16 protein-coding genes are annotated in these 16587 nt (G+C 70.2%); 12 read left to right on the top strand and 4 right to left on the bottom strand.

Annotated features, from left to right (window positions below):
- Window positions 1–57: 57 nt before the first annotated feature.
- From WBG79_RS00655 to hydA, 5 genes are all read left to right on the top strand, one after another.
- Complete coding sequence (locus WBG79_RS00655; RefSeq protein WP_337355180.1) at window positions 58–1344, top strand: ABC transporter substrate-binding protein; 1287 nt, start codon at window positions 58–60, stop codon at window positions 1342–1344.
- 119 nt (window positions 1345–1463) lie between these two features.
- Window positions 1464–2351 (top strand): ABC transporter permease, encoded by an 888-nt coding sequence (locus WBG79_RS00660; RefSeq protein ID WP_337355181.1) that lies wholly within the window; start codon window positions 1464–1466, stop codon window positions 2349–2351.
- Window position 2352: 1 nt separating this feature from the next.
- Window positions 2353–3252, top strand: coding sequence for an ABC transporter permease (locus WBG79_RS00665; protein ID WP_337355182.1), 900 nt, complete (start codon window positions 2353–2355; stop codon window positions 3250–3252).
- Between the two features lies 1 nt (window position 3253).
- On the top strand, window positions 3254–3997 hold the full coding sequence (locus WBG79_RS00670; RefSeq protein WP_337355183.1) for an aspartate/glutamate racemase family protein: 744 nt from the start codon (window positions 3254–3256) through the stop codon (window positions 3995–3997).
- A 32-nt stretch (window positions 3998–4029) separates the two neighbouring features.
- Window positions 4030–5466 carry a dihydropyrimidinase gene (gene hydA, locus WBG79_RS00675; protein ID WP_337355184.1) on the top strand — a complete coding sequence of 479 codons (1437 nt, stop codon included), beginning with the start codon at window positions 4030–4032 and terminating at the stop codon, window positions 5464–5466.
- Between the two features lie 7 nt (window positions 5467–5473).
- On the opposite strand, the gene WBG79_RS00680 is transcribed toward hydA, so the two are convergent.
- Together WBG79_RS00680 and WBG79_RS00685 are read right to left on the bottom strand one after the other, a co-directional pair.
- Window positions 5474–6589: an acyltransferase gene (locus WBG79_RS00680; RefSeq protein ID WP_337355185.1), complete on the bottom strand. Its 1116-nt coding sequence runs from the start codon at window positions 6587–6589 to the stop codon at window positions 5474–5476.
- 101 nt (window positions 6590–6690) lie between these two features.
- Window positions 6691–7233 carry a dTDP-4-dehydrorhamnose 3,5-epimerase family protein gene (locus tag WBG79_RS00685; RefSeq protein WP_337355186.1) on the bottom strand — a complete coding sequence of 181 codons (543 nt, stop codon included), beginning with the start codon at window positions 7231–7233 and terminating at the stop codon, window positions 6691–6693.
- Window positions 7234–7662: 429 nt separating this feature from the next.
- Between WBG79_RS00685 and WBG79_RS00690 the strand changes: the two genes are divergently transcribed.
- Entirely contained in the window at window positions 7663–8796 is a 1134-nt protein-coding gene (locus WBG79_RS00690) for an OpgC family protein (RefSeq protein ID WP_337355187.1), read from the top strand.
- Complete coding sequence (locus WBG79_RS00695; RefSeq protein ID WP_337355188.1) at window positions 8721–9557, top strand: SGNH/GDSL hydrolase family protein; 837 nt, start codon at window positions 8721–8723, stop codon at window positions 9555–9557. The genes WBG79_RS00690 and WBG79_RS00695 overlap by 76 nt, the downstream gene beginning before the upstream one ends.
- Window positions 9558–9570: 13 nt before the next feature.
- Here WBG79_RS00695 and WBG79_RS00700 read toward each other — a convergent pair whose 3' ends face one another.
- On the bottom strand, window positions 9571–10422 hold the full coding sequence (locus WBG79_RS00700) for a formate/nitrite transporter family protein (RefSeq protein ID WP_337355189.1): 852 nt from the start codon (window positions 10420–10422) through the stop codon (window positions 9571–9573).
- A gap of 181 nt (window positions 10423–10603) precedes the next feature.
- On the opposite strand from WBG79_RS00700, the gene WBG79_RS00705 reads away from it, so the two are divergent.
- The 4 genes from WBG79_RS00705 (at window position 10604) to WBG79_RS00720 (ending at window position 13822) form a co-directional block, all read left to right on the top strand.
- The gene (locus tag WBG79_RS00705; RefSeq protein ID WP_443147386.1) at window positions 10604–10939 is read left to right on the top strand and encodes an XdhC family protein; all 336 of its coding nucleotides are present in this window, start codon (window positions 10604–10606) and stop codon (window positions 10937–10939) included.
- A gap of 14 nt (window positions 10940–10953) precedes the next feature.
- Window positions 10954–11691: an XdhC family protein gene (locus tag WBG79_RS00710; protein ID WP_337355190.1), complete on the top strand. Its 738-nt coding sequence runs from the start codon at window positions 10954–10956 to the stop codon at window positions 11689–11691.
- Entirely contained in the window at window positions 11688–13313 is a 1626-nt protein-coding gene (locus tag WBG79_RS00715; RefSeq protein ID WP_337355191.1) for a molybdopterin-binding/glycosyltransferase family 2 protein, read from the top strand. Before WBG79_RS00710 ends, WBG79_RS00715 begins: the two co-directional genes overlap by 4 nt.
- A gap of 89 nt (window positions 13314–13402) precedes the next feature.
- A complete protein-coding gene (locus WBG79_RS00720) occupies window positions 13403–13822 on the top strand; it encodes a DUF6481 family protein (RefSeq protein WP_337355192.1) in 420 nt (139 codons plus the stop codon).
- Window positions 13823–13928: 106 nt separating this feature from the next.
- On the opposite strand, the gene lepA is transcribed toward WBG79_RS00720, so the two are convergent.
- Window positions 13929–15731 (bottom strand): translation elongation factor 4, encoded by a 1803-nt coding sequence (gene lepA, locus WBG79_RS00725; protein ID WP_337355193.1) that lies wholly within the window; start codon window positions 15729–15731, stop codon window positions 13929–13931.
- Window positions 15732–16165: 434 nt separating this feature from the next.
- On the opposite strand from lepA, the gene WBG79_RS00730 reads away from it, so the two are divergent.
- On the top strand, window positions 16166–16474 hold the full coding sequence (locus WBG79_RS00730) for a DUF1330 domain-containing protein (protein WP_337355194.1): 309 nt from the start codon (window positions 16166–16168) through the stop codon (window positions 16472–16474).
- Window positions 16475–16587: the final 113 nt, after the last annotated feature.

The following is a 16587-nucleotide window of genomic DNA, read 5'->3' on the forward strand; positions in this document are numbered from 1 at the left end:
GGGATCCAGGACTGCGCCGGTCCCGACGGCCGGCGCCAAAACGGGGAGCATACCAGTATGAACGACAAGACGACTTCCGCCCTCAGCCGCCGTACTCTGCTCAAGGGCGCCGCCGGCGCCGCCGGCCTCGCCGCCGGCTCGGGCGCCATCACGGGATTTCCCTACGTGATGAGCCAGGAGCCGAAGGTGCTCCGCTACCTCGGCACCGCGGTGAACGAGGGCGACGACATCGCCAAGAAGTGCCTGGCCGACACGGGCATCAAAATCGAGTACATCACGGCGACCACCGACGACGTGACCAAGCGCGTCATCACCCAGCCGAACTCGTTCGACGTGCTCGACACCGAGTACTTCTCGCTGAAGAAGCTGGTTCCGTCGGGCAACATCCTGCCCCTCGACGCGAAGAAGATCAAGGAATTCGACAACATAACGCCCGTCTTCACCAAGGGCCAGTTGCCGAACGGCAAGAAAATCGGTGACCAGGGCACCGCGCCTTGGAAGGTCCTGTACCTCGAAGGCAAGGACTCGAAGGTCTTCTCGAAGACCCAGACCGAGTTCGTCACCCTGATCCCGACCGTGTACAACGCCGACACCCTCGGCATCCGTCCGGACCTGATCAAGCGTCCGATCAACTCCTGGGCCGAGCTGCTGAACCCCGAGTTCAAGGGCAAGGCCGCCATCCTCAACATCCCGTCGATCGGCATCATGGACGCCGCGATGGTCGTGGAAGCCACCGGCCAGTACAAGTATGGCGACAAGGGCAACATGACCAAGGCCGAGATCGACCTGACCATGAAGATCCTGACCGAGGCCAAGAAAGCCGGTCAGTTCCGCGCCTTCTGGAAGGACTTCAACGAGTCGGTCAACCTGATGGCCTCGGGCGAGACCGTCATCCAGTCGATGTGGTCGCCGGCCGTCACCAAGGTCCGCTCGCAGGGCATCCCCTGCATATTCCAGCCGCTCAAGGAAGGCTACCGCTCCTGGGCCTCGGGCTTCTGCGTCTCCAAGGGCGTCTCGGGCAAGAAGCTCGACTGGGCCTACGAGTTCGTGAACTGGTTCCTCTCGGGCTGGGCCGGCGCCTACCTGAACCGCCAGGGCTACTACTCGGCCGTCCTCTCCACCGCCAAGGCCAACATGGAGCCCTACGAGTGGGCCTACTGGATGGAGGGCAAGGCGGCCGAGAAGGACATCAAGGCGCCGGACGGCTCGCTCCTCGAGAAGGCCGGGGCGGTGCGCGACGGCGGCTCCTACGACGACCGCATGGGCTCGGTCGCCTGCTGGAACGCCGTCATGGACGAGAACGACTACATGGTCCGCAAGTGGAACGAGTTCATCGCGGCCTGACGCGCTGACCCCGCGGCGCGGCCCCGAGCGGGCCGCGCCGTCCTCCCGCCCACGCGAAAGATCGGGGAACCGGCCGGGACCGGCCCCGCCGACCTCCGCCCCTCCTGTCCGGAGCCCCCATGGCGCTCAGAGACCGCCCGTCCCAGTTCGTCGCGTGGCTCCAGGCCGGGCCGATGATGCTCGTCTTCCTGGCCTTCTTCCTGATCCCGCTCGCCTTCGTGGTGATGGTGAGCTTCTGGGACTACAACGAATACGAGATGATCCCGAGCTTCACGACGCGGGGCTATCATGAGACATTCGAGGGCTGCTGGGACAAGCTTCCGGAGCTCTGCACGATCCTGAAGACCTACATAAAGACCCTGAAGCTCTGCTTCCTGGTCTGGGCCATCACGCTCCTGATCGGCTTCACCATCGCGTATTTCCTGGCATTCCACGTGCGCAGCAAGACCTGGCAGATCGTCCTGTCGCTCCTCTGCACGATCCCGTTCTGGACCTCGAACGTCATCCGGATGATCGCCTGGATCCCGCTCCTTGGCCGCAACGGGCTCGTCAACACCGGCCTGATCGACCTGGGCCTGATCGACAAGCCGCTGGAATGGCTGCTCTTCTCCGAGTTCGCCGTGGTGCTGGCGCTCGTCCACCTGTTCACCTTCTTCATGGTCGTGCCGATCTTCAATTCCATGATCCGCATCGACAAGCGGCTGATCGAAGCCGCCTACGACGCCGGCGCCAGCGGCTTCCAGACGCTCGTCAACGTGGTCGTCCCGCTCGCCAAGCCGGGCATCGTCATCGGCTCGATCTTCGTCATCACCATCGTGATGGGCGACTTCGTCACCATCGGCGTCATGGGCGGCCAGCAGATCGCCGCGGCCGGCAAGATCATCGAGGTCCGCCTCAACGCCCTGCAGTTCCCCGCCGCCGCCGCCAACGCGGTGATCCTGCTCGGCGTCACCTTCATGATCATCGCGATGCTCTCCAAGCTCGTCGACGTGCGCAAGGAGCTCTGACATGCGCGAGGGCCGGCCGAAGTCCTTCTACGTCCTGGCGCTCGTCTTCGCGCTCTACGTCCTGTTCCTGTACGGGCCGATGATCGCCATCTACGTGCTCTCCTTCCAGGGCCCGCAGGGCGGCCTCACCTTCCCGATGGACGGCGTCTCGCTCTTCTGGTTCGGGAAGCTCTTCGGCGGCGGCGGCATCGTCGACATCGGCGCGGCCTTCTGGCGCTCGCTGAAGCTCGGCCTCGTGGTCATGCTCGTCACGGTGGTCCTGTCGGTCGCCGCCGGCATGGCCTTCCGCAAGCGCTTCGCCGGCTCCGCGCTGCTCTTCTACACGGCGATCGCCAGCCTGATCGTGCCCTCCATCATCACCTCGCTCGGCATCGCACTGGAGTTCCGCGTCCTCGACGACGCGATCAAGAAGCACGCGGGCGACTGGGGCTTCCAGGAGATCGCCGACGGCTGGACGACCGCCATGGGCCTCTTCACCTCCGGCCTCGGCGCGCACCTGACCTGGACGCTGCCCTTCGGCCTCCTCATCATGTTCGCCATCTTCAACCGCTTCGACCCGCGCCTCGAGGAGGCCGCGCGCGACCTCGGCGCCACCCCCTGGCAGACCTTCCGGCACGTGGTGCTGCCCATCATCCTGCCGAGCGTCGTCGGCATCGGCCTCTTCGGCTTCACCCTCTCGTGGGACGAACTCGCCCGCTCGTCCCAGGCGATCGGACCCGTCAACACCCTGCCGCTCGAACTGCAGGGCCTGACCACGACCGTCACCAAGCCGGACATCTATGCGCTGGGGACGGTGGTCAGCGCGGTGTCTTTCGTGGTCATCTTCGTCGCCCTGTTCGCCATCCGCATCCTGCAGAACCGGCAGGCCCGCTTCGGCTCCGACGCCGGCAAGGGAGTGTGACGTGCTGATCCACGTGGTCAATCCGAACACCACGCGATCGATGACCGACAAGATCGCGTCGGCCGCCCGCGCGGTGGCGGGCGGCACCGCCGAGATCCTCGCGACCCAGCCCGACATGGGGCCGGTCTCGATCGAGGGCTACTACGACGAAGCCTACGCCATCCCGGGCATGCTGCAGCGGATCCTGGAGGCCGAGGCGGCCGGCGCCCGGGCCCACGTCATCGCCTGCTTCGACGACACCGGCCTCGATGCCGCCCGCCAGGCCGTCGCCTCCCCGGTGGTCGGCATCGGCGAGGCCGCCTACCACGTGGCGAGCCTGGTGGCCGGCCGCTTCTCGGTCGTCACCACCCTGCCGGTCTCGATCCCGGTCATCGAGCACAACCTCGTCCGCTACGGCCTCGCCGCCCGCTGCGCCCGCGTGCGCGCCGCCGGCATCCCGGTCCTCGCCCTCGAGGATCCGGCCTCCGCCGGCCGCGCCCGCATCTCAGCCGAGATCGAGGCCGCCCTGCGGGACGATCACGCGGAGGCGATCGTGCTCGGTTGCGCCGGCATGGCCGACCTCGCCGCCGACCTCGCGGCCCGCCACGGCCTGCCGGTGATCGACGGCGTCGCGGCCGCGGTGGCGCTGGCCGGCGGCCTCGTCCGCCTCGGCGTCAGGACCTCCAAGCAGGGCGGCTACGCCCCGCCGCCGCCCAAGCCCTATGCCGGCAGCTTCGCCGCCTTCGCGTTCCCGCCCGCGCGCTGACGGGCGCGCCCGATCATTCCGAGGAGAGCCTGATGCCCGAGTTCGACCTGGTCATCCGCGGCGGCACGGTCGTGACCGCCTCCGACACGATGCGCGCCGACGTCGGCATCCGGGGCGGCAAGATCGTCGCGATCGCCGAGGCCCTGGCGGACGGCGCCCGCACCATCGACGCCGGCGGCCTGCTCGTCATGCCGGGCGGCATCGACAGCCACGTGCACCTCGCCCAGCCCGCCTTCGGCGGCCCGAAGATGGCCGACGGCTTCGAGACCGGCACCCGCTCGGCCATCGCTGGCGGCAACACCACGCTGATCCCCTTCGCGCTGCAGCCGCGCGGCGCCTCGCTCCGGGCCTCGGTGATGGACTATCACAAGGAGGCCGACGGCCAGTCCTACTGCGACTACGGCTTCCACCTGATCATCTCCGACCCGTCCCCGACCGTGCTGGGCCAGGAGCTGCCAGCCCTCGTGGAGGACGGCTACTCCTCCTTCAAGGTCTTCATGACCTACGACGACCTCGTGCTGAACGACCGCCAGCTTCTCGAGGTCTTCGACTGCGCGCGCGGCTGCGGCGCGCTCGTCATGGTCCACTGCGAGGGCTACGACTCCATCAAGTTCATGACCGAGAAGCTCGAGGCGGCTGGCAAGACGGCGCCCTACTACCACGCCGTCTCGCGTCCCCAGGTGGTCGAGCGCGAGGCGACCCACCGGGCGATCAGCCACGGCGAGCTACTCGACGTGCCTATCATGATCGTGCACGTCTCCGGCCGCGAGCCCATGGAGCAGATCCGCTGGGCGCAGCAGCGCGGCCTCAAGGTCTACGGCGAGACCTGCCCGCAATACGTCGCCCTAACGGCCGACGATCTGAAGGGCCTCAACATGGACGAGACGGGCGGCAAGTACGTCTGCTCGCCGCCGCCGCGCGACCAAGCCTCCTGGGACGCGATCTGGGAGGGCATCCGCGGCGGCGTCTTCCAGACCTTCTCGTCCGACCACTGCCCCTTCTTCTACGAAGGCAGCGAGGGCAAGCTGAACCCGAAGGCGCGGACCTCCTTCAAGTGGGTGCCGAACGGAATCCCGGGGGTCGAGACGCGCCTGCCGATCCTCTACTCCAAGGGCGTCGCCGAGGGCCGCATCACCGTCAACGAGTTCGTGGCGCTGACCTCGACCAACCACGCCAAGATCTACGGCCTCTATCCGGAGAAGGGGTCGATCGGCATCGGCTTCGATGCCGACATCGTGCTCTGGGATCCGAACCGCAAGGAGGTGATCCGCCAGGAGATCCTGCACCACGGCTCCGACTACACCCCCTACGAGGGCCTCGCCGTGACCGGCTGGCCGGTGATGACCATCCTGCGCGGCGAGCCCGTCTGCGAGGAGGGCCGCATTCTCGGCGCCCCGTCCGACGGCCGCTTCCTGAAGCGCAAGCTCTCCCCCTACGCGGTGCCGCGCGGCGGTCCCGGCCCGGCCTGACCGCCGCTCAGGCCCCGATCAGGTAGCGGGAAAACCCACCGAGAAGGCGCCGGCTCACGCCGATCACCGCCCAGCACGCCACCAGGGACAGACCGAACACGAGCGCGATGGCGAGCGGATCCGAGAGCGCGCCCGGCTCCGGCCGAAGACCCATGCGCAGGAGCGCGACGAACCCTCGCTCGATCGGAGCATGCAGGAAATAGAGCCCGAACGCGGTGGCACCGGCCCTGTCGAGAAGGGCGGCGGCGAACCGGTTGGGCGCGCGGTCTGCGTGGAAGGCCTGAAGCACCAGACAGCCGGCCGAGACCTTCTGGACGTAGAACAGCGCCTCGCGGATCGATACGGGCCCGAGATGATCGATGCCGTCCAGGTGCACGACGACGAGCGCGACGGTGGCGATCCCGGTACAGGCGAGGAGCCAGGTCCTCGCGTCCCGGACCCTGCCGATTTGGCCCTCGAGATCGGCCCCGATCCACAGCCCGAGGACATAGGGCCCGAGGAAATAGAAGAAGATCGGGACGCTCAGCTCGGTACCGGTGCGGGAGAACACCAGCGGCAGCGCGACCAGGGTGACCAGCACCAGGTTGCCCGCGCGGCGGACGAGATCGAGCAGGAGCGGGCTGAGCACGTAGAAGGCAAGGATCAGCGGAACATACCACAGCGTGTACCACGCCTCGCCGGTCGCGAGATTGACGGCAAGCTCCCGTGCCATGTCGCCGGGCGGCCGCCACGTCCCCGAGCGGAGCCGGTCCGCGATCCAGCCCCCGCCGGTGAGGACCACGCTGACGAAGACGTAGGGCGGAACCAGCCTCCCCACCCGCTGCCGGAGGAAGGTCCGATAGGGAAGGGGCGCGAAGAGGCGGGCGTACAGGACGCCGGAGATCAGCGTGAAGAAGATCGTCGCGCCGTGGAAGACAACGTCCAGCACGACCAGGCCGGCGTAGTCGGGTGCCGCCGGCGGAACCAGCCCGCGCAGCATGTAGGTTCGGCCCGCATGGTAGAGGACGATGCACAGGATCGAGAAACCGCGAAAGCGATGGATGTAGTCGAGATACGCCTTTCGCGTCTCCGGCCCGGGGGCTCGGACGGCGGAGGCGGCCGCGCCCCGGCCGGCATCGTGCATGGCGCTATGCCCCGGGACGGAGCATGAGGGCGATCGCGAGCATGACGGCGGCCGCCCGTGTCACGAGGAGGTCCAGCCATGGAAGCCGCCCCATGCGCCGGTCACCCGTACAGGCGGTGCATGAAGTCGGGCGCATCGCGGTCCTTCTCGGAGATGACCAGCGGCTCGAACGGCCATTCGATCGCGAAGAACGGATCGCAGTAGCGGACGACCTGTTCGAGGCTGGGCCGATACGGCCGGGAGGCGGTGTAGATGACCTCCGTGTCGGCCTCGAGCGTCATGTAGCCGTGGGCGCAGCCGGCGGGAACGTGGACCATGCGGCGGTCGGCCGCTGCGAGTTCGACCGCGACCCACCGGCCGAAGGTCGCAGATCGCGGTCGCAGGTCGGCCAGGACGTCGTAGACGCGTCCGCGGACGCACGAGATCGTCTTCGCTTCGGAAGCCGGGTGCCGTTGCAGATGCAGTCCCCGGAGGGTGCCCCGATCCGGCGAATGGGAGGCGTTCACCTGCGCGACGCGGGCGTCCAGACCATGCTCCAGGAAGTCCTCCGCCGAGAAGAGCTTGGTGAAGCTTCCCCGCGTGTCCGTCCGATGGTGGGGGGTGATGATCCAGGCGCCCTCGAGGGCCAGGGGCGTAAAATCCATAGGGTCCTCGATCGAGGGGATACGCGACAGCTCAGCCCAGGCGGGCTTCGGGGCCGGCCCTGTCACGCACCGTGCCCGCATCGCTGCAATCGAAAAACCCTTACAGGATTCCCGCGATCGCTCCTATATGCCGGGAGATAGAGGCAGTTCGCGCTGACCCGGCCGAAGCACGGTCCGGGGCTGTGAGGCCCCGTCGCTCGACAAGCCGGCGCGACCGCGGCCGTGTCGGCTCGGCCGCCTGCGTGGCCGCAAGGCCGCTGAGGGAAAATGGCTCGGCGGCCTCGGCACACCGCCCCTGTCCGCTGCCCGCATCGGCCGGGCGGTCAGAGGCGCAATCGCGAGACCGTGACCGAACAGGACGAGGGCTGAGGGCGTTGTAGCCCGGTGTGGGTGGGGCCTGTCCGGACGGGCCCCGAGGCCGGGGTTCCGATGCAGACCGAAAAGCGCAACGCCGCCGTCGACTTCTGGCGGGGCTTCGTGCTCATCTCCATTTTCATCAATCACATACCGGGCAACGTCCTCGGCTATGTGACGCCGCGCAACGTGGCCTTCTCGGATGCCGCCGAGGCCTTCGTGTTCCTGTCGGGCGTGTCGGTCAGCATGGCGTACGGCGCCCGCATCGCCGGCGCCCCCGGCCGGACCGCCGCGACCCTCTGGCGCAGGGCGGGCAAGCTCTACCTCGCCCACGTGGTGCTCACGCTGGTGGGGCTCGCGCTCTTCGGCCTCGCCTACGAGGCGACCCGCAACCTCGCCTTCCTGATCGACGACGGTCGCGACGTGGCCCTGATCGAGCCGGTGGTCGGCCTGGCCGGCGTGCTCTCGCTCGGCCACCAGATCGGCCACTACAACATCCTCCCGCTCTACGTGCTCCTGCTCGTCGCCGCGCCCGCCTTCCTGCTCGCGGCGACGCGCAGCCCCCTCGGCATGCTGCTCGCGTCCGTCGGCATCTATGCCGCGGCGCGCTGGTTCGCCCTCGCGCTGCCGTCCTGGCCGACGCCGGAGGGCGGGTTCTTCTTCAACCCCTTCGCGTGGCAGCTCGTCTTCGCCTTCGGGCTCTACGCCGGAAGCTGGATGCGCGCCCGCTCCATCCCGCTCGTCGGACCGGCCTACGCGGTCGCCTTCGCGGTCGTGCTCGTCTCCGCCGTGCTCAACTCCAACGTCTTCGGACTGCTGCCCGGGCTCGTCGACGCCGCGGGCCTCTATCTCGATTGGGACAAGACATGGCTCGGGACCGTTCGGCTTCTGAATTTCCTCTCCCTGGCCTACGTGCTATACCATTCGCCGATCACGGCCGCGCTCAGGGCCACGCCGGTCTTCGCACCGGTCGCCCTTCTCGGCCGCCACAGCCTGGAAGTCTTCTGCGCCGGAACGCTTCTGAGTTCGATCGGCCTTATTCTGACCGAAACTCTGCCGCGCTCGATCCTTTTCGACGTGGCCTACGTGGCGATCGGTATCGTCCTGCTTCACCAACTGGCCAGACGTCTCGAATGCTCCGATCAAGCGACCCGCTCCTCCGCGACCGCCGGCGCTCCCGGCTCCGCACCGGCCTCCGCGCGCTCCTGATCGCCGCCGCCGTGATGATCCGCCCGCCCCTGGCGGCCGCCGAAGGCCCGGACGGGTCGGCCGCCCCGCCCGCCGCCGCCCCGTTCAAGTGCGGCGAAGCGTCCGTCCGCCTGCCCCTCGACGGCGCACTGGCGCGCACCGGGCGCCTGCTCGCCGCCCATGCGCATGTCCAGGTCCTGGCGATCGGCTCGTCCTCGACGCAAGGGGTCGGCGCCTCCGCCCCCACCAAGGCCTATCCGGCCCAGCTGCAGGCCGAGCTCCGGCGCCGCTTCCCCGGCGCCGACATCGCGGTCCGCAACGCCGGCATCGGCGGCGAGACGATCGAGAGGACCTACGCGCGCCTGCTGGCCGAGCTCGACACCACGAAGCCCGACCTCGTCATCTGGCAGGTCGGCACCAACGACGCCCTGACTGCCGACGCCGCGGAGGACAAGTTCGCGGCCGTCCTGCAGGCCGGCCTGGACGCCATCCAGGAGCGCGGCATCGACATCGTCGTCGTCGACCAGCAGTTCTACAAGACCGTGCGCGACCCCGCCCGCTACGAGCGCTTCGTCCGCATGGTCGAGAAGGTCGCGGCCGACGAGAAGATCTGCCTCTTCCCCCGCTACCGCATCATGCGCAGCTGGGCGGCGGAGAGCAGCGGCCGCCTGGAGACCATGCTGGCCGCCGACGGCTTCCACATGAACGACAACGGCTACGCCTGCGTGGCCGATCTCCTCGCCGAGCAGATCTACCGGATCGTCAGCGAGAAGCGGTCCTGAGGCCCCGTGCGGCTCAGCGGTCCTTGTCGAGGTAGATCGCCCAGTAGCTGAGCGCCACGCCGCCCGCGCCGCCGACCAGGTTGCCGACCGACACGAGCGCCAGGTTCTCCAGGAACCCGCCTGCCGTCACCGCGCCCCCGGCGAGCCAGCCGGCCGGGATCAGGTACATGTTGGCGACCGAGTGCTCGAAGCCCATCGCCACGAAGCCGGTGATCGGCCAGAGGATCGCCAGAATCTTGCCGCCCACGTCGCGGGCCGCGAAGGTGAGCCAGACGGCGAGGCAGACGAGCGCGTTGCACAGGATCGCCCGCGCGAAGGCGGCTCCCGGCGCGAGCGCGACCTTGGCCTCCGCGATCTTCGCCGCCGTCCGGCCGACGCCGCCGCCGCCGAGCGCCGCGAAGTCGGCCATATGCGCCAGCATCACGACCCCGAGCGCGCCCGCCAGGTTGGCGACGAACACGATCCCCCAGTTGCGCAGGAGCGCCGCGGTCGTGACCTTGCGGTCGACCCAGGCCATGACGATCAGCGCGTTGCCGGTGAAGAGCTCCGCGCCGCCGACCACCACCAGGATCAGGCCGAGCGAAAAGGCCACCCCGCCGAGAAGGCGGACCGGACCGAAGCCGTCCCCGGCCCCGGTGGCGACCAGGGTATAGAACATCGCCCCGAAGGCGATGAAGGCCCCCGCCAGCGTGCCCAGCATGGCGAGCGCGCGGACCGGCAGCTTCGCCTTGGCGACCCCGGCGGCCTCGACCCGCTCCGCCATCTCGGCCGGCCGATAGGCCTCGATCCCGGTCGGCCCGAGCGGCAGGGGGCCGGGAGCGGCGGGGGAGGAGGGCAGGGGCGCGGGCCTGGCCGGCTTGTTCATGCGGGGCGTCTCCGGACGGAATGCGGCGTGAGCCTACCGGCCCGCGGAAGCCGGCCGCAACATGGGAGCCTTGCGGACGGGCGGGGTGCAGACCGCCCGGCCACGCAGGCCTCCCCACTGTTGGCCGCGGTCCGGAAGGCCTATATCGTCCGGACCGCGAGAGATCTGCCGGGAGGCTGCCATGGGCGACGCGCTGGACCTGACCGAGAAGGACGTGCTGGGGATCGCCGAGGGCTGGCGCCGCGACGGCCGTGCCGTGGCGCTCGCGACCGTGGTGGAGACCTGGGGCTCCGCCCCGCGGCCCGTCGGGTCGCATCTGGTGATCGACCGCGAGGGCAACTTCGAGGGCTCCGTGTCCGGTGGCTGCGTCGAGGGCGCGGTCGTCGGGGAGGCGCTCGAGGTGATCGAGGACGGCCGGCCCCGGCTCCTGGAATTCGGCGTCGCCGACGAGACCGCCTGGCGCGTCGGGCTCTCCTGCGGCGGCAAGATCGCCGTCTATGTCGAGCGCGTGAACTGAGGAGCGGGAGCCGCATGGACGCCGCCCTGCTCGCCGCCCTGAACGCCGAACGCCGCGCCCGCCGCGCGGTGATCCGGGTGACCGATATCGAGACCGGCGCCGAGCGGCTCGTGCGCGAGGCCGAGCTCGATCCCGCCGACCCGCTCTTCGCCGAACTCGAGACCCGCTTCCGGACGGCCAAGTCCGGCATGGCCGAGGGCCCCGACAACGTCCGGCGCTTCCTCACCGTCCACGTGCCGCCCCCGCGCCTCGTCGTCATCGGGGCGGTCCACATCTCCCAGGCGCTCGCCCCGATGGCGCGCCTCGCCGGCTTCGACGTCACCGTCATCGACCCGCGCACCGCCTTCGCCACCGAGTCCCGCTTCGAGGGCGTGAGCCTCTTGGCCGAGTGGCCCGAAGAGGTGATCCCGAGCCGCGTCGCGCTCGACGCCTACACGGGACTGGTCGCCGTCACGCACGACCCGAAGATCGACGACTGGCCGATCGCCGAGGCGCTGCGCGCCGGGGCCTTCTACGTCGGCGCGCTCGGCAGCCGGAAGACCCATGCCAAGCGCGTCGGCCGCCTCGGCGCCCTCGGCATCGCCGAGGACAGCATCGCCCGCATCGCCGCCCCGATCGGCCTCGACATCGGCGCCCAGTCGCCGGCCGAGATCGCCGTGGCGGTCCTCGCCCAGGCGATCGAGGCCCTGCGCCGCCGTCCCGCCCATCTCGCGCCGCGCCGGACCGCGGCGCCCGCGGACGTCACCCCGTGAGGTTCGGACCCGTCCCGGTCGACGAGGCGGCGGGGGCGGTCCTCGCCCACGCGGTCGCGGCCGGCGGCCGGACCCTGCGCAAGGGCCACGTGATCACGCCCGAGGACGTGGGGGCCTTCCGGGCCGCGGGCCTGGACAGCGTGGTGGCCGCCGTCATCGGCCCCGACGACCTCGACGAGGACACCGCCGCGGGCCGCATCGCCGCCGCCCTCGCCGGGCCGCATGTGACCGTCGAGGCGCCCGCCACCGGCCGCTCCAACCTCTTCGCCGAGGTCGCCGGCCTGCTCGTGGTCGACCGCGAGGGAATCGAGGCGCTGAACGCCCTCGACCCCGGCATCACCTTCGCGACGCTCCCCGACCATGCCCCGGCCGAGCCCGGCCGCATGGTCGCGACCGTGAAGATCATCCCCTTCGCGCTCTCCCGCATGCTCGTCGACCAGGCCGTCGCGGCGATCCGGGCACGCGGACCGCTCGTCCGCATCGCCCCCTTCGCGCCCAAGACCGTCGCGGTCGTCTCCACGCTGCTGCCGAGCCTCAAGGCCTCGGTGGTCGACAAGACCCTCCGCGTCATGGCCGACCGGCTGAAGCCCGCCGGCGCCCGCATCGTCTCCGACCGCCGCGTGCCCCACGCCGAGGCCCCCCTCGCCGAGGCCATCCGCGCCGGGATCGAGGAGGACCGGGCCGACCTCGTCGTCGTCTTCGGGGCCTCCGCGGTGGTGGACCGGCAGGACGTGATCCCCGCCGCCATCGAGCGGGCGGGCGGCACCGTCGACCATTTCGGCATGCCGGTCGATCCCGGCAACCTGCTCCTCGTCGGCCGGCTCGGCGGCCGGCCGGTGGTCGGCGCGCCCGGCTGCGCCCGCAGCCCGCGCGAGAACGGCTTCGACTGGATCCTGCAGCGCATGCTGGCCGACCTGCCGGTGGCCAGCCGCGACATCGTCGGCCTGGGCGTCGGCGGCCTCCTGATGGACATCGTCTCCCGCCCCGCCCCCCGTGCGGCACCGCAGGAGGCGGAGGCGCCGGCCGAGCGCCGGATTGCGGCCGTCGTGCTCGCCGCGGGCCGGTCGACCCGCATGGGCGGCCCTAACAAGCTGCTCGCCACGATCGACGGGAAGCCCCTCGTCCGCCGGGCCGCCGGGGCCGCCTGCGGCAGCCGCGCCGCCTCCGTCACGGTGGTGACCGGCCACATGGCCGAGGCGGTCGCCGCCGCGCTCGAGGGGCTCGACGTGACGATCGTCCACAATCCGGACTACGCCGAGGGCCTCTCGACCTCCATGAAGGCCGGCATCGCCGCGGTCCCGGCGGACGCGGAGGCCGCGGTCGTGCTCCTGGGCGACATGCCGCAGGTCACCGCCGCCATCGTGGACCGCCTGATCGCCGCCTACGACCCGGCCCGCGGCGCCCTGGCGGTCGTCGCGACCGCGGAGGGCCGGCGCGGCAACCCGACCCTGATCTCCCGCCGCTTTTTCCCCGACCTGATGGCCGTGTCCGGGGATGTGGGGGCCCGGCAGGTGCTGCAAGGCTACCCGGAAGCCGTCGTCGAGGTGGAACTGGGCGAGGCCGCGGGCCTGGATCTCGACACGCCCGAGGCCTTGCGGAGGGCGGGCGGCACGCTCGTCTGACCTGCATTGCGCGGGACTCTGCCACCCGGTCACGGGTTTGCCGCGACTTGGGCTGGAGAAAGCCTTCGTGTCCATGTATGAAGCCCGTCATGAAGATGACTGTTGACCTCGCGGACCGCCGCAAGAACGCCGCCGAAGCCAAGGCCCTGCTGCTCCAGAAGTTCAAGGCCGGCATAGACCCCAACGATCCCGCCGCCATCGCCCGCGCCGCCGAGCGCAAGGCCGTGGCCGAGGCCCGCGCCGTGCGCGAGGAAGCCCGCCGTCGCGAGCGCGAAGCCGCGGCGGCAGCCAAGGCCATCGCGGACGAGGAGGCCCGCAAGGCCGCCATCGCCGAAGCCGCCGCCGCGGAAGTCCGCCGCGAGGAGGCCGAGCGCCTGGCCGCCGAGGAGGCCGTCGCGGACGAGGCCCGCAAGAAGGCGGCCCGCGACGAACGCTACGCCGCCCGCAAACTGCGCAAGCAGCAGGGCGACCAGCACTACCAGCCGGGCCGCAAGTCCGGGCGGTACTGAGCGGGGCGGCTTTCGAGCCTTCCAGGGATTTCGATCGATAAGGGCCGGGGCCTGCTCCCGGCCCTCGTTGTCGTGCGGGCGCGCCTGGACGGCGCGAGGACCGCGCCTAAGCCTCCACCTTCAGCACCTGGATGAAGGCCTCCTGGGGGATCTCGACCTTGCCGAACTGGCGCATGCGCTTCTTGCCCTCCTTCTGCTTCTCGAGGAGCTTGCGCTTGCGGGTGGCGTCGCCGCCGTAGCACTTGGCGGTCACGTCCTTGCGGAGCGCCCGGATCGTCTCGCGGGCGACGATGCGGCCGCCGATCGCCGCCTGGATCGGGATCTGGAACATGTGCGGCGGGATCACGTCCTTCAGCTTCTCGCAGATCGCCCGGCCGCGGCTCTCCGCGCGCGTCCGGTGCACCAGCATGGCGAGCGCGTCGACGGGATCGCCGTTGACCAGGATCTGCAGCCGCACGAGGTCGGACGGGCGGTAGTCGGTGATCGTGTAGTCGAAGGAGGCGTAGCCCTTCGAGACCGACTTCAGCCGGTCGTAGAAGTCGAACACCACCTCGTTGAGCGGCAGGTCGTAGACCACCATGGCCCGGTTGCCGACGTAGGAAAGGTCCGCCTGGATGCCACGCTTGTCCTGGCATAGCTTCAGGACCGAGCCGAGATACTCGTCGGGGGTCAGGATCGTCGCCCGGATCCAGGGCTCCCGGATCTCCTCGATCTTGACCACGTCCGGCATGTCGGCCGGGTTGTGCATCTCCAGCTCGGTGCCGTCCGTCAGGGTCATCCGGTAGACGACCGACGGCGCCGTGGCGATCAGGTCGAGGTTGAACTCGCGCTCCAGCCGCTCCTGGATGATCTCCAGGTGCAGGAGGCCCAGGAACCCGCAGCGGAAGCCGAATCCGAGCGCCGCGCTGGTCTCCATCTCGTAGGTGAAGCTCGCGTCGTTGAGGCGGAGCTTGCCGACCGCCGTGCGCAGGTCCTCGAAGTCGGCCGCGTCGACGGGGAAGAGCCCGCAGAAGACGACCGGCTGCGCCGGCCGGAAGCCCTCGAGCGCCTCCGCGGTCGGCTTGCGGTCGTCCGTGATGGTGTCGCCGACGCGCGTGTCCGCGACCTCCTTGATGGAGGCGGTGATGAAGCCGACCTCGCCGGGGCCGAGCTCGCCCATGTCCTTGAGCTTGGGCGTGAAGACGCCGACCTTCTCGACGTCGTAGGTGGCCCCCGTGCCCATCATGCGGATCTTCTGGCCCTTCCTGAGGGTCCCGTCGATGACGCGGACGAGCACGACGACGCCCAGGTAGGTGTCGTACCAGCTGTCGACCAGCATGGCCTTGAGCGGCCCCCCGACGTCGCCCTTGGGCGGCGGCAGGCGCTTGACGATGGCCTCCAGGACGTCCGGGATGCCGAGGCCGGTCTTGGCCGAGATCGGGATCGCCTCGGAGGCGTCGATGCCGATGACCTCCTCGATCTGCTCCTTGACGCGGTCCACGTCCGCCGCCGGCAGGTCGACCTTGTTGAGGATCGGCACGATCTCGTGGTCGTTGTCGATCGCCTGGTAGACGTTGGCGAGCGTCTGCGCCTCGACGCCCTGGGAGGCGTCGACGACCAGGAGCGAGCCCTCGCAGGCCGCCAGCGACCGCGAGACCTCGTAGGCGAAGTCGACGTGGCCGGGCGTGTCCATCAGGTTCAGGACGTAGGTCTCGCCGTCCGCCGCCTTGTATTCGAGCCGGACCGTCTGCGCCTTGATGGTGATGCCGCGCTCGCGCTCGATGTCCATGCTGTCGAGCACCTGCTCGACCATCTCGCGGCTGTCGAGGCCGCCGCAGGACTGGATCAGCCGGTCGGCGAGCGTCGACTTCCCGTGATCGATATGGGCGATGATCGAGAAGTTGCGGATGTTCGCGAGCGGCGTGGTCATCGGGATCCGGTCTGGTCGTGGGGTCGGGCGGGTAGATAACACCGGAACCCCCCGAGGCAAAGCGTGGAAGCCCCGAATTCGGCCGCGCCCGGCCCGCTTCGGGGCTCCGGCCGCCGCCGTGGCGCCGGCGGAGCGCCGCCGCGACCGGCTAGCCCGTTGAGATCGCTCGCCGAACGGGATGGATCCGCCGCCGGCTCCGTGCCGCCGCCTCCGACGCCGTCGTCGCGCTGCCGGCCGGTGCCGTCGGGCGTCCCGCGCCGCGGTCCTGTCCGCCTCTCGATCCGGAATGTGCGCGACCCGCCCGCCCGCCTCGAGGGGCGCCGGGACGGAACCGACGGCGGCAGGGTCGGGGCCCTGTTCCGGTGACGGCCCGCTGGACGCCGCGGCCCGGGCGTGGAAGGATCGCGGCCCTTTCGAACGGAGGCGAACAGGCAATGAGCAAGGGCTACTGGATCGCGCGCGTCGACGTGACCGACGCGGAGGCCTACAAGCGCTACCTCGCCGCCAACGGGATCGCCTTCGCCAAGTATGGCGGGCGCTTCCTGGTCCGCGGCGGGCCCTTCGACAACCCCGTCGGCACCGCGCGCGAGCGCAACGTCGTGATCGAGTTCGACAGCCTCGAACAGGCCCGCGCCTGCTACGCCTCGCCCGAATACGCCGCCGCCATAGAGGCCCGCAGCGAGGGCGCGGTGGTCGACCTGATCATCATCGGCGGCTACGACGGCCCGCAGCCCGGCGCCTGACGGATTCCCGGATACAAACCCACGGATCCGCTTCGTCAGCGCCGCCCCGGGCCTTGCCAAGGTGGCCGTGACGATCCAAGTTTCGAAGTCCCGGTTCCCACACCTGGGACCGC

The sequence above is a fragment of the Prosthecomicrobium sp. N25 genome (genome assembly GCF_037203705.1).
In the GTDB taxonomy this organism is placed as follows: Bacteria; Pseudomonadota; Alphaproteobacteria; order Rhizobiales; family Ancalomicrobiaceae; genus Prosthecodimorpha.